Origin of the sequence: Corynebacterium sp. MSK158, assembly GCF_030229085.1 — a bacterium.
Taxonomy (GTDB): Bacteria; Actinomycetota; Actinomycetes; order Mycobacteriales; family Mycobacteriaceae; genus Corynebacterium.
In genome coordinates this window covers 1-22,719 of record NZ_JASPHJ010000011.1, presented here as the reverse complement: position 1 = coordinate 22,719, position 22,719 = coordinate 1, and the positions used below count along the sequence as shown (strand labels likewise).

Genomic DNA, 22,719 nt, shown 5'->3' with positions numbered 1-22,719 from the left:
TGCCCCAATGTTTGAAAAATGGGGACGTTTTTCCTATGCGCACCGCCGGCTCATCCCCGCCGTCATCGTCGCCGCTATCCTTGCGCTCTTCATCGGCTTTGGCTTGCAGCTCGAAGACCGCATGAGCCAGGAGGGCTGGGAGGATCCCAATGCGGCGTCGACAAGCGCGGCCCAGATCGAGCAGAAAGCATTCGGCCGCGATAACTCCGGCGATGTCATCTTGCTCTTCCACTCCCCCGATGAGAACTTCGACGCCGCCAAGCAGCACTTGGCGCAGTTGAAATCGGAGTACCCGGACCAGATTGACTCGGTGACCAGTTACTTCGACACGAAGAACCCGAACCTGGTCAATGCTGATCATTCGCTAGCCTTCGCCTCCATCGGCCTGAAAGGCGATGATGAGCAGACGCTGAAGGATTTCCGCGCCATCGAGGGCGCTCTCACGGATACCACCGCACCGGTGGAGATTGCGGGCGCCACCGCGGTTGCTGATGCCTTGGATGAGGGAATGTCCCACGATATTTCCCGCGCCGAAAAGGCCGCCCTGCCACTGGTAGGTATTCTCCTGCTGGTGGTCTTTGGCTCCGTCGTCGCGGCCTGCATGCCGCTGGTGGTCGGCGGCCTCTCCATCTTGGGCTCTTTGGGCATCCTGTCCATCCTGGCCGGCTTCTCGCAGGTCAATGTCTTTGCCCAGGCCGTCGTCACACTGCTGGGGCTTGGCCTAGCCATCGATTATGGTCTCTTTATGGTTTCGCGCTTCCGCGAGGAGCTGGATAAGGGCCGCTCCACCGAGGAGGCCGTGGCCACCACCACCGCAACCGCCGGCCAAACCGTGGTTTTCTCCGCGGCCATGGTCGCCGTTGCGCTTTCCGGCCTCTTCCTCTTCCCCCAGGCCTTCCTGAAGTCCGTAGCCTATGGCTCCATTTCTGCGGTCGGCTTGGCCGCGCTCCTTTCGGTCACCGTGCTGCCGTCCATTTTTGGCATGCTCGGCCCCAAGATCGATACCTGGTCCGTGCGCCGCACCTCGCGGACGGCACGCACTATTCAGGACACCTGGTGGTATAAGCTCCCGCGCTGGGCCATGCGCCATGCCCGCGGGCTGACCATCGCGGTATGCGGCCTGCTCATTGCCCTGACCCTGCCCATTATGAGCATCACCTTTGGCGGCATCAACGAGTCCTACCTGCCGCCCGACCAGGACACCCGCGTGGCTCAGGATAAATTCAACGAAGAGTTCCCGGCCTTCCGCACGGAGCCGGTCAAACTCGTGGTGAAAAATGCCTCGAACCAGCAGCTTGTCGACGTCGTCATGCAGGTCCGCGGCCTCGACGGCCTCACCGAACCCATGGCGCCGACGACCGCCACCAAAGACGGCACTACCGTCCTTTCCGCCGGCATTGAAGACCGCGATGATTACGCGAAGATCGTGCACGAACTGGAAAAGGTCAAGGCCCCTGAGGGCGTGAACCTCTACGTGGGCGGTACTCCCGCCATGGAGGTGGAGTCCCTCGATGCGCTCTTCCACACGCTGCCGTGGATGGCGCTCTACGTGGTGCTGGCTACATTCCTGCTCATGGCCCTAGTCTTCGGCTCCTTTGTACTGCCGCTCAAGGCCATTGTGATGACGTTGCTGACCTTGGGTGCAACGCTGGGCATCTTGACGCTGATGTTTGTTGCCGGCTTGGGCTCGGACTTCCTCAACTTCACGCCCGGCCCGCTCATGAGCCCGATCTTGGTGCTCATCATCGCCATTGTCTACGGTCTGTCCACCGATTACGAGGTCTTTTTGGTCTCCCGCATGGTGGAGGCCCGCCGACGCGGCGCATCTACCGACGAGTCCATTGCGGCCGGCACCGCGCATACCGGCGGCATTATTACCGCAGCGGCGCTCATCATGATCGTGGTCTCCGGCGCTTTCGGCTTCTCCGATATCGTGATGATGAAATACATTGCCTACGGCATGATTTTTGCCCTGCTTATCGACGCCACCATTGTCCGCATGCTCCTCGTTCCGGCCGTCATGCACTTACTGCGCGAGGATAACTGGTGGGCCCCTAGCTGGCTGCGCCACGCCACCACCACTTTGACTGGCGGTGCGACGCACCGCGGCAAAACTGTTCCCTTCACTGAACTCAAAAAACGCCTCGAAGGGGGTAAGTAAGTGAAGAATTGGCTGCGCCTCATCGCCTCGCTCATCGTCCTGCTGGTCTTGGTTTATGTCTTCCGCGATGAGCTGGACTTCCTGCGCGAAGGCTTCTCGCGGCTTTCTCATTCCGACCCGGCCGCGATAGCACTGGTCATCGTCGCCTCCATCGTGGCGGTACTCGCTATGGGCGAGGTCATGCGCCTGCTCATTCGCGCCGGCGGCGTCAAGGTGCCGGCCTCAGAAACCGCAGCACTGACGTTGGCCGCTAATGCCTGGTCCACCACTCTTCCGGCCGGCCCGGCCTTTTCCGCCATCCTCACCTTCTACGTGCAGCGCACATGGGGCGCGTCCGTCATGCTGTGTGGCTGGTTCTTCGTGCTGTCCTCTGCAATTTCCACGATGTGGCTCGTGCTCATTGGATTGGGCGGCGTGCTCTTTCTGAACGCGGATATGGCGCTCTGGTCCCTCATCGGCACCTTGGTGCTCATGCTGGCGCTTTCTGGCGGCCTCTTCTGGCTGACCAATCACCCGGATAAAATCATTCGCTGGCTCAACCGCCAGAAGTTCATTAAAGGCTCCAAGCGCGAAGCCCTCGTAGACCAGGTCAAGAATCTGGAAGAGGTACACCTTACCCGCCGCCAATTCGCCTGGGTATCTTTTTACTCCCTGGCCAACCGCCTGATCGATATGGTCTCGCTATGGGGCTGTGTGTGGGCCGTTACCGGCCACCTGCCAGCGCTGCACGCGGGCGAGGACACCACGACGATGGCCGGCGTGGCGCTGGCCTATCTCACCGCTAAGCTGGCCGGTTCCGCTCAGGTCACGCCGGCCGGCCTCGGTACGGTGGAAGCCGCCATCATCGCGACCCTGGTTGCTACCGGCATGACCGCAGTGGACGCTACCGGCGCGGCCATCATCTACCGCCTCATCTCCTTTGCCTTGATCACCATCATTGGCTGGGTAATCTACTTCTGGCACTACGCCCGCAAGGGCATTACCTACGCTGCCTTGAACCGAAAGGAAAACGCATGAGAATCGCTCCCATTATCGATATCATCGCCCTGATGCTCTTCGCCGTGGCTGCCCGCCTCGCCCACGGCGGATTGAGCTTTTCCACCTGGGTAGATGCCTTTTGGCCCTGGGCCGTGGGCGCGCTTATCGGCTGGGTCATCATCCTGGCTACCAAGGTCCAGGGCAAGTGGAAGGAAGGCGGCGTCGTCTGGCTGAGCACCGTCGTGGGCGGCATGGCCCTGTGGATGCTCGTCAACGGCCGCCTGCCGCACTGGAGCTTTCTTATCGTAGCGACGGTGATGTCCGCACTATTTTTCTTTGGCTGGCGGCTTTTCGCCCGCAAATAAAAATAAGGAGGGTTTAACCCTCCTTATTTTTCTCCACTTACTTGGAGATTACCGGTACGCCTGCCTGATTGAGAATATCAACGATGAAACCGATAAGTTCGCTGACGATATCCACAGCGCTAGACAAAATCATAGATAACTCCTTCACTAGGATTAGCTCTTTATATGCTATCCAAGCACAAGGCATTACATCGGCGCAATAGTGTGCTTCTTCGGCAGATCGCTTTCCTGCTTGGTGGCCAGTTGGCGCAGTGCCTGACGGAGCGCCAACCGGGACTGATTCGGCTGAATCATCGCGTCTAGATAGCCGCGCTCAGCCGCGACATAAGGAGCGGTCATGGTCTCATCGTAGAAGTCCATGAACATCTTCTTGGTCATTTCGCGCTGTTCCGGGGTCTCGGCGGCCTCGAGCTGCTTGCCGGCGATCATCACCACGGCGGCGGCAGCACCCATCACGGCGATCTGCGCAGTAGGCCACGCCAGGTTGATATCGCCGGTCAGGTTCTTCGAGCCCATTACCGCATAGGCGCCGCCGTAGGCTTTGCGCACGATGAGCGAGACCTTCGGCACGGTGGCTTCCACCACGGCGAAGGCAAACTTGGCGCCGCGGTGGATAAGGCCCACCTTCTCCTGCTCCACGCCCGGCAGGTAGCCCGGGGTATCCACCACAAAGACCAGCGGAATATTGTAGGCATCGCAAATGCGGATGAAGCGCGCGCCCTTATCGGCGGCGTCGGCATCAATGCAGCCCGCAAGGTGCATGGGGTTATTGGCCACAAAGCCGACGGTCTTGCCATCGATGCGGCCAAAGGCGGTGATCATATTGGGCGCGAAGTTCTCTTGAATCTCAATGAGATCCTCGTCATCGCCCAACTGGGTCAACAAGTCCATCATGTCGTAGCCAGCATTGGTGTCATCCGGCATGAAGGCGTTGAGCTCTTCGTCTTCGGCCACTTCGGCGTCGGCAGGCGCAGCGAACTCCGGCGCCTCATCAAAACAGGTCAGCGGCAGGTGATCGAGGAGATCGCGGACCATATCAAAGGCGTCGTCCTCGGAAGGGACGACCGCCGAGACGTTACCGTTGAGCTCCTGCTGGCGAGCACCGCCCAGCTCGGCGGAGGTAATATCCTCACCGGTAACCTCACGGATGACGTTCGGGCCGGTGACATACATTTCCGCTTCCTCGTCCACGGCAATGACAAAGTCCGTGGTCACGGGAGCATAGACGGCGCCACCGGCGGACTTACCCATCATGATGGAAATCTGCGGGCTACGGCCGGACAGCGGGAGCTGGCGGCGGGCAATCTCGGAGTACATGGCCAGCGAGGTCACCGCATCCTGAATGCGGGCGCCGCCGGAATCCTGAATACCGATGACCGGGCAACCAATCTTGATGGCCATGTCCATGACCTCGGTGACCTTCTTGCCAAAGGTCACGCCGACAGAGCCGCCGTAGACGGTCTTATCGTGAGCGTAGATACACACTGGGCGGCCAGAGATGCGACCATAACCGGTGACCACGCCATCGGAATAAATGGCGTCAGGGTCGCCCGGGGTCTTGCCCAAGGAGCCGGTTTCGACGAAGGAACCCTCATCTAGCAATTCATTGATGCGTTGACGAGGGGTGGTGCGCCCAGCCTCGTCACGGCGCTTGCGGGAGCGCTCACTGCCTGGGTCCTGCGCCTTATCCAGGCGCTCGCGCAGGTCAGCGAGTTTCTCAGCGGTTGTCTGCTTGGCCGCCACGTATCTTCTCCTCGATCCATTCGTCCATATGCTTGCCTACGATGCCGATGGCCGGCTCGTCGGGCACTGCAAGGTGATCGCCTTGCAGCTGCACAATTTCTAGATCCTTAACGATAACTCCCCAACCGCCGTCGGGGTCAATCTCAGCGTAGCGCGGCTCCAGCTCAATCGCACCGTCGTGCATGCGCTCGGAACGGAAAAGCAGAACCGGCACGGTGACATCGGCCCAGCGATGGAAGTCGATCTTGGCCAGAATCTGGTTATCCACAAAGGAAGCGCGCTGGTGCTCCAGGACGCCGGCGGCAAGGCCGTGCTCGGAGGCGTCGGTAGTAGCGAGGAACTCCGCCAGCATGGTCATGAGCGCATCTTCGCCCATGGTCTCTAGCATCTCGTACGGCGGCTCGAAGTCCAGGCCGTAGGTCTTTTTGGCAAAGGCCGCGTAGCGCTCCCACCGGGCACGGGTTTCTTCCGGGGTATCCGGCGCTGGGTTCGACGGCTGGGTGGTATCCAGCAGCGCGATGAACGCCACGTCCGCCGAATCCTGGCCGCGCTGGGTGCGCTGATGCAGCTGATAGGCCACCTCGTAGGCCAGCGCGCCACCGAAGGACCATCCGCCGAGCACGACCTTGCGGCCGCGAGCGTAGTGCAGGATGTCCTCGATATAAGCCTCGGCGCGCTCCTCCAGCGAGCCCTCAACGCGCTCCACGCCGTAGACTGCCACGTCCTCGGGCAGGCGGCGCGTCAGTGGCTGGTAGACCACAGTGGTGCCGCCAGCTGGGTGGAACATGAATACGGCAGGACCATCAGCCTCGCGCAGGACGCGAATATTGCCTTCTACCTCGGTCTCCAATCCTTCCCGGACGAGGTCTGCCAAAGTCTCTAACGCCTCAGCCTCGTGGACCTGCTGGGCGGTGACCTCGATGCCGGCACGCTCGGTGAGGCGCTCGGCGATTTGGGTCGCTACCTCATCGCTTACCTCAGGCAGCGCCGAGGTAACGCCCGCAGCTGCCTTACCGGTAAAGGTGGCCCACGTGCCAAAGACCATGCGCTCCGAGGCATCGCGCGGGGCAACGCCGACGCCCTGGCCGGGTTCGTCTTCTTCTGGTGCAGGGGTGTCCGCAGAAGCAATGTCGCTGGTATCCACGCTGCCGCCGGCTACGGCCTCTTCCACCATGGCAATGACGTCGGCCAGGGAGGCGTCGCGAAGCGCCTGCACCTGCAGCGGCGGAATCTGGAAGTCATTTTCCACGCGGTTCTTAATGCGCATGCCCATCAGGGAATCTAGGCCCAAGTCTATGAGCGGCAGCTCGCGCGGTAGGTCAGAGACGTCATAGCCCATGGATTCTGACACGATGAGTGCGAGGCGGTCTTCCACGGTTTCCTCTGCGGGATCCCAGCGCACGGCATCGACTTCTGCGGTTGCTGCAGGCTCGCTTTCAGGCACATCGGCCACGCCCGGGATAGGCGCCGCGCCCAAGTCCAGGGCGGAGGCAAAGCCTTCCGCCAAAAGCTCGGTCTGCGCACCCCGGACAGCGTAGACGGCTACGGACATGCCGCCGATGGACTGGCTTACCACCGTGGTGACCTCTCCGCGCGGTGGCAGGTCGGCGTGCTCCTCGGTGGCGATGATGCGCGCCCCAGGCTTGACTGCCTCGGCCGCGGCCTCCACGATGGCCAGCGCGGAAGGTGCCTGGTCCGCATTGGTAGAGAAGGCCACCTTGCCCTCTGGCAGGTTGACGCGAGCGCCCGGCAGGCCGGAAACGCCGGCCGACGGGCGCGCGTTGGTCCAGAAGCGCTGGCGGTTGAACTGGGTATAGGGCGCCTCTACGCGCGCACCGGAGCCAAATACCGCACCGAAGTCCACCGGCATGCCGGCGACATAGAGTTTGCTGAGCAGGTCCAGCAACGACTCGGTGGGATCCACCTTGCGCTTCAGGGCATACAGCAGCTGGGCATCGGCCTTGCCCACGGCGAAGGCGGTGGACATGAGGCCCATCAGCGCCACCGGGTTCGGAGAGATTTCAACCAGCTGGGTGTGGCCAGCATTGAAGGCTTCCTCGGTGGCATCCTGCAGGTAGACCGAGTGGCGGGTCATGCGCAGCCAATAGTCCTCATCGTGCACGGTGGTACCAGGGCGATAGACCTCGCCCTTATCCACGGAGGAAAACAGCGGGGTGTGCAGCGGCTTGGCTTCCATGCCGGCGATAGCTGCATGCAGCTCGCCCAGGATGGGGTCCACAGCCGAGGTGTGTCCAGCCGCCTTCACGTTGAGTGCACGGGCGAACTTGCCCTCGCCGTCGAGCTTTTCCACCAGGTCCAGCACCTCTTGGCGGGGGCCACCCACGGTGGTCATACCGGGTCCGGTATACACGGCGGGTTCGATATTGCCGTCGAGCGCGGCAATGTCCTCGGCCGAGAGCTCTACGACGGCCATGGCTCCTTGCTCGGCATCGCTTAGCGACGCCTCACCCTCACCCATCAACCGCGCGCGGTGGCAGGCAATAACCATGGCGTCCTCGGCGGAAATCCCGCCTGCGGCATAGGCCGCGGCAATTTCGCCCATGGACATGCCCATCACGCCGGCTGGGCGCACGCCAAAGGAAGCGAGCAGGTCCGTCAATGCAATCTGAATGGCGGTGATGGCCACCTGGGCGGTCTCGGTGTCATAGGTTTGGGCGTCGTCGTTGACGATATCCAGGATGGACCAGCCGGACTCAAAGTCCACGATGGCATCGAGCTCTTCCAAGCGAGCCTTGAACTGCGGCGAGAGCGCAATCATGTCCTTGGCCATCTTACGGTGCTGGGATCCGAAACCGGAGTAAACAAATACTGGGCCCGGGACCTGCGGGGAATCCGCAGCGGCGATGCCAACGGAAACCTTGCCCTCGGCCACCTGGCGCAGACGCTTGACCGCTTCCTCGGTGGAGCTAGCCGTCACGACGGCACGGGAACGGGAGTGGTTGCGGCGGGCGACGGTGCGGGCGACGTCGACAAGCGCGGGCTTTTCCGCCTCAATGAAGTCTGCCAGCAGGGCCGCAGCGCGTGCCCGGCGCGAAGGCAAGAGGCCAGAGATCGGCAACGCCACCGTTTCGGTGGAAAGCTGTGGCGCGCGTTCGGCCGGGGTGCCGCGGTAATCGGTGAGCACGACGTGTGCATTGGTGCCACCGAAACCAAAGCCGGATACGCCAGCGACCTTGTGGCCGGAGTACTCGGGCCACTCGCGTGGATCCTCGACTACCTCGAGGTGCTCGGCCGCGAAATCGATATAGCGATTCGGCGCCGAATAGTTGATATTGGCCGGTATCACGTCATTGCGCATGGCCTGGATGACTTTGATGAGGCCGACCACGCCTGCGGCGGATTCAGAATGGCCGATATTGGTCTTGGCAGAGCCGAGCAAAATAGGAGTTTCGACCCCGCGGCCCGCACCGAGCACGCGGCCCAGGGCGGAAGCTTCGATCGGATCGCCCAAGATGGTGCCGGTGCCGTGGGCCTCGATATAGTCCACGTCCTGCGGATTCACGCCCGCATCAGCATAGGCGCGGCGCAGCACATCCTCCTGCGCCTCCGGGTTCGGGGCGGTCAGGCCATTGGAGTGGCCATCCGAGTTGACGGCCGAGCCCTTGATGACGGCGAGGATATCGTCGCCGTCCGCTTCCGCGTCCTCCAAGCGCTTGAGCACGAGGACGCCGGCGGCGTCGGCACGCACGATGCCATCGGCGTCATCCGAAAAGGCGTGAATGGCGCTCGTCGGAGAGGTAACGCCCAACTCCGAGAACGCCGTGGACGCATGCGGGGCGGCCAGAATATTCACGCCGCCGGCCAGCGCCACATCCGCGCTTCCCGTGCGCAGATCCTTCATCGCCTGGTTCACTGCTACAAGGGAGGAGGAGCAGGCCGTATCCACGTTGATGGAAGGGCCGCGGAAATCCAGGGCATAGGAAATGCGGTTGGCCACCACCGCAGAAGAAATGCCAGTCAGCGCATACGGGTGCATCTCGGCGGAATCCGCGCCGATGAGCATGCCGTAGTCATTATTGGTCGAGCCCATGTACACACCGGTCTGCGTGCCACGCAGCTCATTGGCGGGAACACCAGCGTTTTCTAGCGCTTCCCACACCAGCTCCAATAGGATGCGCTGCTGCGGATCCATATTGGCGGCCTCAAGTGGGGACAGGCCAAAAAATTCCGCGTCAAAGGAGGCGATGTCTTCGATATAGCCGCCGTCGGTATTCTGCTGAGCGATCTTCTCGCTCATTACCGGATCGGCGGAGTACTCGGACCACCGGCCCACTGGCAACGGGCCGGTGCCTGCGCGGGATTCCGCCAACATAGACCAGAACTCTTGGGCATTCTTGGCGCCCGGGAAGCGGCCGGAAAGACCAATGACCGCAACGTCGGATCCCTGCGCGATCCGCGGGGCGTGCTCTTCCGGCTGGGGCGCCGCCGGTGCGTTCAGCAGGCGGTCCGCCAGCAGCTCGATGGTGGGATACTCATATGCCACGGTGGCATCGAGGCGGGTGCCCAGAAGGTTTTCCAGCTCGCCGGATAGCACTACAGCATCCCGCGAGGAGAGGCCATAATTTTCCAAAGGCTTGGAATCTAGGATCTCTTCGGCGGAAACACCGGTGGCCTGGGCGACCCAGTCACGCAGCCATGCTCGCAGTTGCTCGATGGTCATAAAAAGGTCTTTCGTTACGGAAAAATACTAAATGGCGTAGGGGTATATCGCTATATTTTGTCACTTTGTTAGCGATATATCAGAATCCCACATAATTCTTCTTGGCTACGCGGCGCGCAATCTTGCCGGAGGACGTGCGGTTGATTTCGCCAGGTGCCTTCCACACGATGTCATCCGGAGTGATGCCATGGTGGGCGGTGACCGCGGTGCGAATGGCCTCGGTTGCCTCGGCATCGCCGGACGGCTGCGCATCATCGGCGCGCTCCACCAGCAGGACGAGGGACTCAGAGTCATTGCCTTCCACGGAGAAGGCTGCAACGGAATCCGGGCGAACCTGTGCGGAAGCTGCTTGCACCGTGCCCTCAATATCCTGCGGATAATGGTTGCGTCCAGCAATGACGATGAGATCCTTCAGGCGGCCGGTGATATACAATTCCCCATCCACGATGGTTGCCAAGTCTCCGGTGGCCATCCAGTAATCGTCTTCCGGCAGGCCATCCTGCAGGCGCTCACCCAGCGTATTGCGGAAGGTCGCAGCAGTTTCCTCTGGGCGGTTGAGGTAGCCGGTGGCCATATTGGGGCCGTGGACCCAGATTTCTCCGATAACGCCGTCCTTTACCTCGGCGCGAGTTTCCGGATCCACAATGGCGAGGTGCTGATGCGGCACGCACTGTCCATTGGAAGCGTAGGCAACGGTGTCTTCGGATTTATCCTCGATGACGGCGCGACCTGCGGCTAGCTCCGCGCGGTTAAAGTGCGCGATGACCGGGCGCTTGTCAGTTTGCGGGGTAGACACAATAAGCGCCGCTTCTGCCAGACCGTAGGACGGACGCAGTACGGAACGGTCCACACTGAAGGCATCGAGGAAGGAGTCCACGGCCGATTCCGTCACCGGCTCGGAACCGATAATGATGCCGTCCACGTGGGAGAAATCCGCGTCCTTGGCGTGGCGCGCAGCAAGTTCCAAGGCAAAGTTCGGGATAGCGGAATAGGTGGCCTGTTTGCCGGCCGTCACGCGCCGGACCCAGCGATCCGGGTGCTGGATGAAATCGCGCGGGGTCATCATCTCGAAGTCGAGGCCCAAGATAGTGACAAATACGGCCAGGATAATGCCCATATCGTGGTGCATCGGCAGCCAAGAAACGATGCGGGCAGGCATCTGCAGCTGCAGGGCCTGGAAAATCTGCGCCACGTTGGTGATAATCGCGCGATTGGTGAGCTCCACGCCGGCCGGGGTGCGGGTGGAACCGGAGGTGTACTGCAGGAAGGCAGTGTCCTCTGCAGTTCCTTCCACGGGGGTCCACGAGCTAGCCAAAGAGTCCGGCAGGACATCAAGGGAAATGACGCGCGGGCGCTCACGTTGAGCGGAAAAGTACGTGCGCACTGCCGCCGCCGATACGCGGTTGGTCACAACGATGGACGGTTCGCAGTCACCAAATACGGCCTTAAGGTGGTCCGAGTGGCCCGGCTCGTTGGGGTCATATAGCGGAATCGGCACCATGCCCGCATAAAGAGCGCCCAAGAAACCGAAGACGTATTCTGGTGAATTACCAGCCAAGATGGCCACGCGGGTACCAGGCTCTGCCACCTGCTGCAGGCGCGCCGCCACCACCTTGATGCGGTTATTGACCTGTGCGCGGGTAAGCTCCCGGCAGGTTTCTTCCTCACCGTAGATCCACTGACGCATCACCACGCGGTCTGGGTCGGTCTCCGCCTGGAAGAGCTTCTCTGCCAACTGGGCCAAGGTGAACTCGGGCGCTAAGAACTGCCCCATCTGCGCTTTCAGATCCATCGATTCTCCTTAGGTATATGGTTTCGTTAATAAAACTATCGGAGTTGGGGGAATGGTTGTTACGCGGCGTCGATAAGCTGGCGGGCCCAGCCCACTACCCACTGGTTGGCAGTCGTACCATCGATAACGCCACTATTGGAGGCGTACTGCGCATGCACGCCATTCGCGGCAATCAAACCCTGCGCGCGCTCAAGTGCATTGGTCACGTTTGGCGGGGCATCACAAACCGAATCATTGGGCGCGCAAATCTGGAAGGTGCGATCCGCGAGGCTACCGAACCCATTCTGGCGCGCACCACGCATGGAGGCACCCGGCACGATGGGCTGAACCAATCCGGATACCGGCTGAAGGGCAATTTCAGCGCCGACGCCACCCACCTTGCGACCCGGGTTTTGCCCGACGCCATTTTGACGGCGGCCGTCCGCGATAAGGGCCACGCCTGCGATTGATTCCGCCGGAACCACTCCCTGGCCGCCACCAATCTCATCGGCAACGTCGCCAGCAATCACCGCACCCTGAGAAAAGCCGCTCAAAATAAATTTGGTAGCTGGGCAGCTTTGGTGAACGCTACGTAGCTCGTCATTCATCTTGGCGGTTCCCTCATTGCGGGAATCGTCGTAGCTCATCTCGTGCTGCGCATTAATATTTTTGAATTGCGCGGTATAGGGAAGGGTCCAGACCTTCACGTCGTCCCCGTAGGCTTCCTGCAACGGCTTCGTAATAGACAGCATGAACGAGCGCGGGTTGGCAGAAGGATTAATGGGGTCGTCGTCAGCCGCGGACTCCCAAGTACCCGGGGCAGAAATGAACTCCACGCGGGGGCACCACTCAGGCTGCTGCGGTTGCGGCGGCGCGGCCTGCTCCGTGGTGTGCGGAGCCGGGGAGTCGGTGCCTTGGTTGAGGTAACGCGACGCGCCCACGCCGATGACAGCTAAAACGACGAGGGCCGCGACAACGGTAATAGTTTTTCGCATGGATTAGTTGTACCAGCTAAACCTAGCAAATCCCTGAACGTGCAGAATCCTTGATGAGCTGGGAAAGCTCCTCAAAACTCTGCGTGGTGCGCTGCTGCTCAATGAGCTGGCCGGCAACCGCAGAAATGGTGACCTCATTCTCGTCACAGGCCGCTTTGCCGGCTCCAAGGAGCTGATCCTCTACACCATCGACGTTAACGCCGGCGTCCTTGAGCTTGTCCAAGTACTTGGCGTCCGGTTCCGGCACCTCAGCGGACGGGATTTCAGAGATCTCGCGCGCACCGCGGTCTTCCTGCGACTTAGAAGCGGAATTCTCCGAAGAGGAAGGGGCATCGGACTCCCGCTCGAGGGGCGCGATCTCGGTCTCTTGCGGCGGTTCGCTATCCACCGTGGCGGAATCGCAGCCCGCAAGACCCAGGCACAGCGCCGCGCCCACAACTACTAGCTTGCGCATAGCTACTTCTTCTCGGCCCGAACCTGGCCGAGGACCTCGCTGATCTTGCCGTGCTGGAATTCCTGGCTCAGGCCGCCAGCGGCAATCTCAGAATAGTCAGAAGTAGGCCAGCCGAACTCGCCTTGCTCCCAACCAGCCTGGCCCCAGCGGTCCATGATCTTGCTCTTCAGAATGTAGTGCGCGCCAGTCTTCGGGGACCAGTAGATGCTGCCCTTCTCAAAGGTCTGGAAGAAGCCGCCATTGACGGCGTTCTCACCGGACGTCGGGAAGCCGAGCGCAGATTCAGCGCCGCCCATGTCCTTGTACTTGGCGCCGATAGCACCGTGGACTACCTGGTTGGAGCCATCCGGATTACGGGTCAGGATGCCATCCTGGAATTCCTGCATGTAGCCCTCGCCGACCTTCTTGACTGGGCCGGTCGGGTACTTCAGGTCGCCCTTTTCGTAGCCGTTCTTGCCCCAGGCCTGGAACATATCGCCGGTAATCTCCCAAGCACCGGTCTCCGGGGACCAGTAGATGGAGCCGTGCTCGAAGTGCACGAAGCGACCCTTGCCGTCCGGGGTCTTAGACTCACCGGTCTTAGGGAAGCCCAGCCAGGAGGTGGGCCCGCCGATCTCGGCGTAGCGAGCACCAATGCGGCCGAAGAGGGCGTGCGCACCGGTATCCGGGGACCAGTAAGCGGTACCAGACTCGAAGTCCTGGGCCTTGCCCTTCTTGGCGACGTCGTACTCGTTATTCAAGCAAGAGCCAATGACGCCGCTCTTGGTCTCCTTGGCGATGGCGCCGATGGCCTCACAGTCCGCACCGCGATCAGCCTTGTCCATCTCGAGGGCATCTGCGATGTAGGGCCATGCCTGCTGCATCTCAAACTGCCAGTATTCCCAGCTGTGCACGCCGGATGGGCGGAACTTAATCACTGGGTTAATCTTGGCGCGCTTTGCGTAGTCCACATAGGTCTGGGTGGACATGCGGGAAATGACCTCCAAGCCCATACCGGCGAGATTGGCCTGACCCTTGGCTACGGAGTTGGCGTTACCAAAGTCATCCTTGCCCGAACCTGCAGAGACATAGACCTTCATGTCCTTCAGGTTTTCAATGCCCAGCTTCGGATCGTGGTCGATCCAGTTTTGAGAACCTGGCTCGCCCCACATCTTGCGGGAATCATAACCGCCGGCATCGCGCTGCGCAGCCATAATGGCTTCCGGCATGCCGCGCGTAGTGGTGTCCAAGTAGCCGGAGAAGGAGCCCACGAAGTTAAACAGGTGCGGGTTACGCTCAGCCAAGTTCATCGCGGCGGTGCCGCCCATGGACAGGCCGGTGACCGCACGCTTGTGGTTCGAGCGGTACTCATTGTCCAAAATAGGGATCAATTCCTTGGTCAGGAAGGTCTCCCACATATAGCGCTTACCGCGGTCTGCCTGCTCCCAGTCCGAGTAGAAGGAAGACTCGCCGCCAACCGGCATAATCAGATTGACGTTACGGTCAGCGTACTGGTTCAAGATATTGGTCTCGATGGTCCAGCCGGACTCATCGTCACGCGCACGCAGGCCATCCAGAGCCCATACCTCTGGGAACTTCTTTTCCGGGTGGGAGTACCAGTCACGAGCAAGCTGGATTTGTACCTTCTGCTCTTTATCCGGCATAGCCGCGGACTTGATGTAGACCATCAGGTGGCGGTTGGTCAGGTACTCCACACGGTTGATCTTCACGCCCTCCGGCAGACCCTTAACATCCGGGTATTCGGTGTTCAGCGGGGTGCGAGCGGGTGGCTCCTTGGGCGCGAAATGATCGGACAGGCTGGAATCGCCGCCGATGGCGGAAGAGAGATCGCCTACGGAAGATTGTGCGGTGGCGTTTGGCAGCAGAGCCAAACCCACGGCAATAGCGGTAGGTACTGCGGCCACTGCAAGGCCCTTGCGAGCTTTGCTCGGGGAAGTGCTTTTGCGCATAGGTAAACATCCTTGAAGATTTGCCGCGGTACCTTTCCGAGGGTTCCCCTCCCCCGGACCGATGCCTGCGGCGTGAGCTGTCTATCGTGTGCTCAAGTTTAAGTTGAACTTGAGACTTACGCTAGACTGACACGCCGCTACATTGCCGGGGAGTTGCCCGGGTTATCCTGTCCGCTCACGCGGTACAGGTGCTCGTTGACAAACTCGCCGACGCCCCAGCGCGCCAGCTCGCGGCCGTAACCGGAGCGATTCACACCACCGAATGGCAGGCCTGCTGCGGTTACCGACGCCTCGTTGACAAACGTCATGCCATCGTTGAGCTGGTTTGCCACGTCGAACGCGGCATCCAGGTCGGTGCCCCACACGGAGCTGGACAGACCATACTCCGAGTTATTGGCAATCTCGATAGCCTCTTCAACATCCTTGGCCTTGTAGACAATAGCCACAGGGCCGAAGATCTCGTTACAGCCAACGTCGGTGGATGGGTCGACGTCGGTAAGCAGTGCAGGCTCCATGTAGGCCCCCTCGCGGTCAATCTTCTTACCGCCTACGCGAATCTTGGCGTCACCATTGGCCGCGGCCTTTTCCAGGCGCTCCACAATCTCATCGCGAGCACCGATGGAGGACAGCGGACCAATGTCGGCATTCTCGTCGTCATAAGTGCCGACCTTCATGTCCCCAATCTTCTTCTCCAGGTACTCCACGGTGCGGTCGTAGAAGTCCTCCAGAACGATGAGGCGCTTTGGCGCGTTGCAGGCCTGGCCGGTGTTGTACATGCGGATCAGGCTGTACTGATCCAGTACCCACTCCAAGTTCTCATCATCAATAACCAGGAACGGGTCGTTGCCGCCCAGCTCCAGCACGGACTTCTTGTAGTTTTCGCCAGCGGTCTTGGCCACGGCAGCACCCGCGCCCTCCGATCCGGTCAGCGAAACACCCTTGATGCGCTTATCCGCTACAAAGGCATCCATCTGGGAACCGGAAGCGTAGATGTTGATGTACGCATCCTTCGGCAGACCAGCCTCTTCCAGGATGTCCTGGCACGCCTGGGAAGACAGCGGGCAGATGGAAGCGTGCTTGAGCACAATGGTGTTACCCAGCAGCAAATTAGGCGCCGCGAAGCGGGCTACCTGGTAGTACGGGAAGTTCCACGGCATGATGCCGAGCAACGGGCCGATCGGCTCCTTGCGTACAACGGTCTTGTCGGCATTCTGTGCCGGCAGGTACTCGTCGGCAAGCAGCTCGTGCGCGTGCTCGGAGTAATAGCGATAAATATCGGCAACAATCTGTACCTCGGCCTTGGCCCAACGGGTCAGCTTGCCCATCTCGCGGCCGATATGATCGGCCAACTCATCAATGCGCTCTTCATAAAGATCAGCCGCGCGGGACAAAACCGCAGCACGCTCCTCGATGCGAGTGGTCCGCCATGCATCGTAGGCCGCGGTGGAGCGGTCTAGGATGTCATCGCGCTGCGAATCATCGATACGTTCAAACTGGTCTTCACTCTTGCCTGTGTTTGGATTCTCAATAGCGAACATGTTCCCTTTTTAACTTCAAAACACACGTCCCGCAATGCTTTACTTCGGGTCTTTCCGAATTTGGATGAACACGTCAGAACTATGACTGTGTTCCACAGAGAGCGCGACCCCACCTATTGAATACCAAAGCGCCTTACCTTGGAAGCAAAATGTTTACTAGGCAAAACTTTGGCAGAATACCCCTCGGTTCTAGCTAGCCCGTCCGTTTCCACTCAGAAACAAAACCGATCCGGCCCAACGGCGGTGGAATATGTACCTACAACTATTGCGAGCATATGACACCCTTGTTAACATACAAGAGTCATAACCCCCGCATTTGAAGGAATTGCAATGGACGTATTGCTCCAAATCAATGAAATTGTTTCCGGTCCCATCAAGGATCTTCTGGTTCACATCTCGGGAGGAAGCTTCCCTGACATAAAACTGCCTAATATTTCCTTGCCAGAGGTAAGCCTCCCTGAACTGCCTCCAATGTCTTCTCCGACCTACCCAGAAGAAGTTAACGTCGAAGTAGGCGGATCCTCCTTCGGAGATCTGGGTTCCTCGGAGTTCCTCAACGATAACGGTTCCTCCGAGTTCCTGAACGAAACCGGCTCTTCGGAACTGCTCAACGGCACCGGTTCGTCGGATTTCTTCAACGAAAACGGCTCTTCCGAACTGCTGAATGATTTCCAGTCCTCCGAACTGGACTTGAGCGCCCTAGGCAGCATCCTGGGTGGCTAAAGTCCAGCGTTGATAACAATTGCCCCTTCACACCTTTGATTTGTTCAAGAGCTACTGAAATAGAATTTTTCAACTCGCACCTTGATTAAGGACTATGGGCAAAGAATGTGTCCACTCGATAACTTTTCGAGTGGACACATTTGTTATTTCTTGGACGTTTTTATGGGTTAAGAGGCAGAGGGTATGCGGACATTTTTAGGAATATCCAGAGTAGCAGCTTCCGTCGGCGTTGGTTGCTGCTTAATCCGCCGAACTTAAGCTTGATTCTTCGTTATTTGTAGCAATCGACATATTCATAAATCGCGCTTTCTCTAGTTCCTCACGATGACGCCATTTACACCCACAGAACACCTTATTTTTCATTCGGCCGAACAATCCCTCGCACACCAAATTGTCGGGTCAGCACCCTTTCTTCGACTTTGAACGAGCAAAACCGATATCTTGGGAGGCTTGGATCCAACTTTTACCTCGATAGTGGCGACCCCAATCGGGATGGATTACGAATATTGTCGGATCAGCAGGCGCAGCATTTTCAATCGCCTGTGCTAAGCAGTCGTCTGCAAGCTGCTGGCTAGGATGGCAACTCGTTGTTGCTCGCACGATCTCTCCGTCAGAACAATCCACCAACGCTGAAAAGTAGATTTTCCGTCATCAGCAGAAACTCTGAAACATCCGTCAACCACAGCAACCCAAGCTTTTCAGCATGCGAATTCCGTTTCACCAAGTTTAGTGGGGCATCTGAAATCTTCCCTTGATACGACGAATAACGACGCTTTTCTTAACATAGCGCACCGTTAACCGCTCAGCCTAAATGATTCGACGCACAAACCTCTCGCTGACCTTGATTCCCGATCGCTTCAATTGAATCCATACGCGACGATAGCCGTAGCTAAATCCGGAATCTTTTACAATTTCGGCAATTTTTCGGTCAGCCCCGCATACTTTAAAGGACCCTTCAAGGCTTTGAGCTAATGATAGAAGCTAGAAGCCGATAGTCCGACGATGTCAAGCAACAGTGAAATAGAAAAAGCAGACCGTAACGCATCGACCACTATAGTTTTGAATTTGTTACTGAGATTGTTTTGGTCGATGCTGTAGTCTTTTTATTTCTTCCAGCTCTTTCTCTAACACGGCCTTTCCGCTGATAGGCGCGCTGCCAGCTTCTTACGCTGTGTCGCATCGGCCGGAAGCGACCTCTCCGAGGCTTTGTGAGTTACGACTCCAACTAAGTTTTTGCCTCTAGTGGCGCTCATCAAGCCCCAGTTTCCTTCCTCACGGAATCGTTGGATCCGAGCATAGACGCTCATTTTCGAGTTCCTCGACAGTTCGGCTGCAACAACATCAGGAGACATGCCGGAGTTGAAAAGCTTGACGGCTTTAGCTTTGTTGTAAACGGGTAGCGTTTCAGCGTTGTCCGCCGAGTAGGAGAAAATGGTGGTTCAGACCTCTGTCTAATCCAGCGATGGATCGTCCAACGACCTGGGTAACCCAACTCGCGAACAGTCTTTGTGACAGATTGAGTCCTGTCAAATGCTTCTAACGCCTTAAATCGTTGCGCATTAGTGTATCGAATATTAGACATGCGGAAAATCCTCCGAGATTTCGTCCGTATCCCCATTTTGGTCCTTAGCCCTTTGTTATTTCTGGGACTATGATTTCTGAGACATTCCGCGGTTAGTTCTGATTTTTATATGTCCCCGAGCTAATGGGCTACGTCATAATAGCGGAACTAAATCTAAAAGCTTCATTACCCGTATTATCTGCATAGCTACCTCGCTGTAATTACATATGGGCTTCCAAATGGGTGGTAAGCGGTTACCAGCGTGGCATAAAATAATCGGAGGATAGGTTCAGCCCCAAACATTCTTGGACACGATGACTATAGGTAAGGATCAACCTGTACATTGAACGTTTGATCGTTGAGTCTCCCGGTCCCTACTGCCAGCAAGAGCTACGGATTGTGTGCAAAAGCAGGAGACCTGGATCAGCGAATACTGCGAGAGATTTCTTGTGCCATTCGCTTTTGACCTAGTGCAGTCGGGTGCGCAATTAGGTTGCCCTCGGGTAAGCCGTAGAAGCTTGAATTTCGTTGATACGGTGGCTTGCACCAGCCTTCTTCGTCGTCAGGCGGGGCGATGTATTTTGTGTGCGTCTCCAGTGCTGCCTGTTGGATAGTTTGATTCACTTTAGTAAGAAAGTTTGCGATGTATCGTCGGTCGTTTAAAGAAAGATGGCCGGTTTCGGGGCAGCGATATTCTGGTGCCACGGCGGAAAAGTAGCCGGTGAAGACGATTTGAGCTTCGGGAGCGCGTCTTTTGACATCGTTAGCGATATCAATGAGTCGCTGTTTGAGATTCCTACCAGTAAAGTCGGGATTGTAGATACTTCCGTTTGTTATGGGTTCAGCCATGGGTGCGCAGTCCGGTAAGCCAGGAATCTGAATGTGGGGTGCGCAGGCAGCGAAAAGGTATGCAAGGCCTGCGTCGTTTCCTCCGAGGCTAATAGTGACAAGCTTTGTATCGGGGGTGAGGTGTTGTTTTTGTGAAGCTGGCGCGGTCAGAGGGAGAGCGTGGTGTTGAGGGATGTCGTATTGGTAAGTAAACGCCCAAGCGCAGGAAGCGTCATCGAGCTGGAGATTGAGGAGCTTGGCCAGACGGTGTGGGTAGTTGTCTTGGTCCTTTACACAGGCCGGAGTGCTGCCTGGTACGGGCTGGTTGATAGTGCCAGTGGAAGCGTAGGAGTCACCGATTGCTACGTACTTGTCCCCAGGTTGGAGGGCTTGAGCAGCCGGGGACAAGGCCGCCGTTGTTAATACTGCGGTTGCGAGTGCGGCAGTGATTGTTTTGACTTTCAAGAGGCTATCCAATGTGCTAGGTAAGCGGTTAACGTGGTTTTACTTGGTTACTCGGGATTCTGCAGCGTTGGGCTATTTCGCAATATTATGACCAATGAACTGGCCATAAGCGTGGGTGCCGTTGGCATTGAGGTGAAGTGGCAGGTTCCCCGGCGCTGGCGGCATGATGTCCACGAGGTTCACCCACCAGCGGTCTGGGGAGCAGGCGTCGTGTCCTTGAGAAATTGGCCACGCGTCGAGGAAAGTAGCGTTGTTTTGTTGCGCAACTTCGCGGAGTGTGTTTTGGAGGCGCCGCTCAGTGCCAGCGGTGTTGCCGGCTGGTATAGGCAACGGGCTAGACGAGCCAAGTCCGCTGTTATAGCAGGACATATTGTTGAAAGAAACGCGGGGGTAGCCGACGACAATAACCTTGGCATGAGGAGCGTGGTGGTGGGCAACGTTAATGGCATTGCGTAGACCGTTTCGGAGTGCGCGGTCTGACGCTTGTATGTCGAGACCATAGGGATAAGTGTCGTTGGCGCCTGCAACAATGACAACGTTTTTCGTTTGTGCGTTGAGAGCGCCCTGCCTAGCGGCAGTTCGCAAGGAATCATCGATGTGTACACCACCAGTGGAGAAGGAAGCGCCTGCGCATTGGTATTGAACTACGTGAGCGCCGCCAGACGCGGTGGCGATCTCGTGTGCAATGGAGTTGTCGGTAACGCAGCCTACTCCAGTGTTTACTTTGACATTCGCCTTGTTCTTTAAATAATCGGGTATGGATGGGTTAGCGATAACGCTGTCACCAGTGAGAACTGTATTTCCTGGTGCAGTGGCTAGTGCTGGGGCGCTTCCCGCGATGAGGGCTGTGGCCATGGTCGCCAAGGCTGCAAATTTGATGGGCTTCTTCACTTTCGTTCCTTATAGAAAGAGATACTTACCTGTAGCAAATTGGAGTGTAGCTGAGCTGATTCTTTTAGGTTAGCGGCTTTGGAGTTCTCGAGTGATGACACGGGCCATACCATCATGTCCAATATCTGTCGGGTGCATGGGCATGACCGACGGGGCGGTTGGAGTTTTTACTGCCACTGCCCAGCGCTGGCTGGCATCTGGCTGGCACGGGTCGTGGGTTTTGGCTTGATCGTGAAGGTTGATGAAGTTGGCCCCGAGTGCATCTGCTGCACGTCCGATTTCACGATTGAATTCGTCCTCTAGGCGTGTTGCGCCTTGGATGGAGAGAGGAACGGTAAATTTCGTTTCGTTGATAACGCACAGAGTATCGTTAACCGTCATGGGTAGGTAGTTGACCATAGTGATGCGTGCGTTGGGGGCCGCCTTGCGAATTTTATTGAATTGGTAGCCTAGAAATGCACGGTAATTAGAACCCTTTGGGATGGTTGGCAAGGTGGAGTTGGCCAGCGCATCGACGTGGGTATCAGGCTGGAGGCCACCGTACATGAATACAACTTCTTTGGTGTTATGCCCAATGTTACCAGTTCGTATGGCATCATTGACGAAAATGTCGACTCCGTAGCTTGTGCCGTTGCAAGAATAGTCTGCGAGACTGTGGCGAAGGTTTGCTGCGGTTTGGTGCGCCCAGTTTCTCTTATCATTGAAGCAGGGATGAATTTCGAAGTAGGGACGATAGGGGCTTTTAGCTCCGCGATCGCCTGGTGCGCCCCCATTTGCGGTAAAGGAGTCACCAAAGGTGACCATTTCTTTTCCTTGCGCGGCGTTGGCCGCTTGGGGTGCTACGAGGATGTTCGTTAGGAGGAGCAGACTCGCGAGAATTTTGGTTTTTATGCTTTTCATTTGTCTAGGGAAAGGTCCAAATAGTTGATAGGGTGCACTTTCAGTGCCTTACTTTAACTAATCTAGCTTTATCCCAGAGAAAAACCAATTTGACGGCTTTGAGGTTGACTCTTTCCAGTGTTTCGGGTGTGAAAGTTGCGCCCTTCTGTGGTCGTGTAATGCCGTTGGTTGGTCCTTGAGGTCGGCTCGATGCTTGTAGAGTTTGTCTTAGCTGGGAACCCAAAGATGGTGTTAGGAGTTTTGTACACGGGCCTGAGCTAGAAAACGTGCCGCAGCAAATGTTTACTGTGCCACGAAATAGGGGCGGGTTTGACCCCCGAAAAGTGGACACGTCGGGGTTAGCTATGCTGCTTTAGTCAGTGCAGCCGAAGTCTCGGCTCGAAAGACATCAGCAGCTACAAGATTGCACCAGGAGTGCGGCCGGCGCGTGTTTCAGCGCATGCACCACCGGAAATCTTCTACACGGCAGGCGATGAGATTGTCAAAGACTTTCCGCTCTCGCAGCACTTCCCGCTTTAAGGCGGCGTTAAACAATTCTGCTAAGCCATTATCCACACTCATTCCTACCGCTCCCATGGACTGGCGCACTCCCAGTGACGAGCAAGAGTTTCTAATGTCTTGTGAGGTGTACACACTGCCGAGCTTGGGATACCGAACCCCAGTCGAAATGGAAACCGTATTTTGGAAGCAGATCCCGCCGCAAGTAATTATAGAAA

15 protein-coding genes and 1 pseudogene are annotated in these 22,719 nt (G+C 58.0%); 4 read left to right on the top strand and 12 right to left on the bottom strand.

What is annotated here, in order from left to right:
* Positions 1-7: 7 nt before the first annotated feature.
* Genes QP915_RS09130 through QP915_RS09120 form a run of 3 tightly spaced genes read left to right on the top strand, consistent with a single transcriptional unit; the run spans position 8 to position 3,504 of the window.
* Positions 8-2,161: an MMPL family transporter gene (locus QP915_RS09130; RefSeq protein ID WP_284769119.1), complete on the top strand. Its 2,154-nt coding sequence runs from the start codon at positions 8-10 to the stop codon at positions 2,159-2,161.
* On the top strand, positions 2,162-3,178 hold the full coding sequence (locus tag QP915_RS09125) for a lysylphosphatidylglycerol synthase transmembrane domain-containing protein (RefSeq protein WP_284769118.1): 1,017 nt from the start codon (positions 2,162-2,164) through the stop codon (positions 3,176-3,178).
* Positions 3,175-3,504, top strand: coding sequence for a DUF3054 domain-containing protein (locus QP915_RS09120; RefSeq protein ID WP_284769117.1), 330 nt, complete (start codon positions 3,175-3,177; stop codon positions 3,502-3,504). The genes QP915_RS09125 and QP915_RS09120 overlap by 4 nt, the downstream gene beginning before the upstream one ends.
* Positions 3,505-3,690: 186 nt before the next feature.
* Here QP915_RS09120 and QP915_RS09115 read toward each other — a convergent pair whose 3' ends face one another.
* The 7 genes from QP915_RS09115 to QP915_RS09085 all read right to left on the bottom strand — a co-directional run bounded on the left by QP915_RS09115 (position 3,691) and on the right by QP915_RS09085 (position 16,635).
* A complete protein-coding gene (locus QP915_RS09115) occupies positions 3,691-5,247 on the bottom strand; it encodes an acyl-CoA carboxylase subunit beta (RefSeq protein WP_049377556.1) in 1,557 nt (518 codons plus the stop codon).
* Positions 5,222-9,928: a type I polyketide synthase gene (locus tag QP915_RS09110; RefSeq protein WP_284769116.1), complete on the bottom strand. Its 4,707-nt coding sequence runs from the start codon at positions 9,926-9,928 to the stop codon at positions 5,222-5,224. The genes QP915_RS09115 and QP915_RS09110 overlap by 26 nt, the downstream gene beginning before the upstream one ends.
* Positions 9,929-10,007: 79 nt before the next feature.
* Complete coding sequence (locus QP915_RS09105; RefSeq protein WP_284769115.1) at positions 10,008-11,720, bottom strand: FadD32-like long-chain-fatty-acid--AMP ligase; 1,713 nt, start codon at positions 11,718-11,720, stop codon at positions 10,008-10,010.
* Between the two features lie 59 nt (positions 11,721-11,779).
* Positions 11,780-12,694, bottom strand: a complete 915-nt coding sequence (locus QP915_RS09100) for a cutinase family protein (RefSeq protein WP_049377550.1) — start codon at positions 12,692-12,694, stop codon at positions 11,780-11,782.
* Positions 12,695-12,716: 22 nt separating this feature from the next.
* The gene (locus QP915_RS09095) at positions 12,717-13,148 is read right to left on the bottom strand and encodes a DUF732 domain-containing protein (RefSeq protein ID WP_005325418.1); all 432 of its coding nucleotides are present in this window, start codon (positions 13,146-13,148) and stop codon (positions 12,717-12,719) included.
* Between the two features lie 2 nt (positions 13,149-13,150).
* Positions 13,151-15,097: an alpha/beta hydrolase-fold protein gene (locus QP915_RS09090; protein WP_284769114.1), complete on the bottom strand. Its 1,947-nt coding sequence runs from the start codon at positions 15,095-15,097 to the stop codon at positions 13,151-13,153.
* 137 nt (positions 15,098-15,234) lie between these two features.
* Positions 15,235-16,635: an NAD-dependent succinate-semialdehyde dehydrogenase gene (locus tag QP915_RS09085; protein ID WP_284769113.1), complete on the bottom strand. Its 1,401-nt coding sequence runs from the start codon at positions 16,633-16,635 to the stop codon at positions 15,235-15,237.
* 330 nt (positions 16,636-16,965) lie between these two features.
* On the opposite strand from QP915_RS09085, the gene QP915_RS09080 reads away from it, so the two are divergent.
* Positions 16,966-17,358 carry a hypothetical protein gene (locus QP915_RS09080; RefSeq protein ID WP_284769112.1) on the top strand — a complete coding sequence of 131 codons (393 nt, stop codon included), beginning with the start codon at positions 16,966-16,968 and terminating at the stop codon, positions 17,356-17,358.
* An 807-nt stretch (positions 17,359-18,165) separates the two neighbouring features.
* On the opposite strand, the gene QP915_RS11740 is transcribed toward QP915_RS09080, so the two are convergent.
* The 5 genes and pseudogenes from QP915_RS11740 to QP915_RS09060 all read right to left on the bottom strand — a co-directional run.
* Positions 18,166-18,270 carry an IS3 family transposase gene (locus QP915_RS11740; RefSeq protein WP_502869329.1) on the bottom strand — a complete coding sequence of 35 codons (105 nt, stop codon included), beginning with the start codon at positions 18,268-18,270 and terminating at the stop codon, positions 18,166-18,168.
* A gap of 1,072 nt (positions 18,271-19,342) precedes the next feature.
* Positions 19,343-20,212 (bottom strand): SGNH/GDSL hydrolase family protein, encoded by an 870-nt coding sequence (locus QP915_RS09075; protein WP_284769111.1) that lies wholly within the window; start codon positions 20,210-20,212, stop codon positions 19,343-19,345.
* Positions 20,213-20,284: 72 nt separating this feature from the next.
* Positions 20,285-21,103 (bottom strand): GDSL-type esterase/lipase family protein, encoded by an 819-nt coding sequence (locus tag QP915_RS09070; protein WP_284769110.1) that lies wholly within the window; start codon positions 21,101-21,103, stop codon positions 20,285-20,287.
* A gap of 69 nt (positions 21,104-21,172) precedes the next feature.
* Positions 21,173-22,003 (bottom strand): GDSL-type esterase/lipase family protein, encoded by an 831-nt coding sequence (locus QP915_RS09065; protein ID WP_284769109.1) that lies wholly within the window; start codon positions 22,001-22,003, stop codon positions 21,173-21,175.
* A 432-nt stretch (positions 22,004-22,435) separates the two neighbouring features.
* Positions 22,436-22,719, bottom strand: a pseudogene (locus tag QP915_RS09060) (hypothetical protein); the annotation flags it as partial.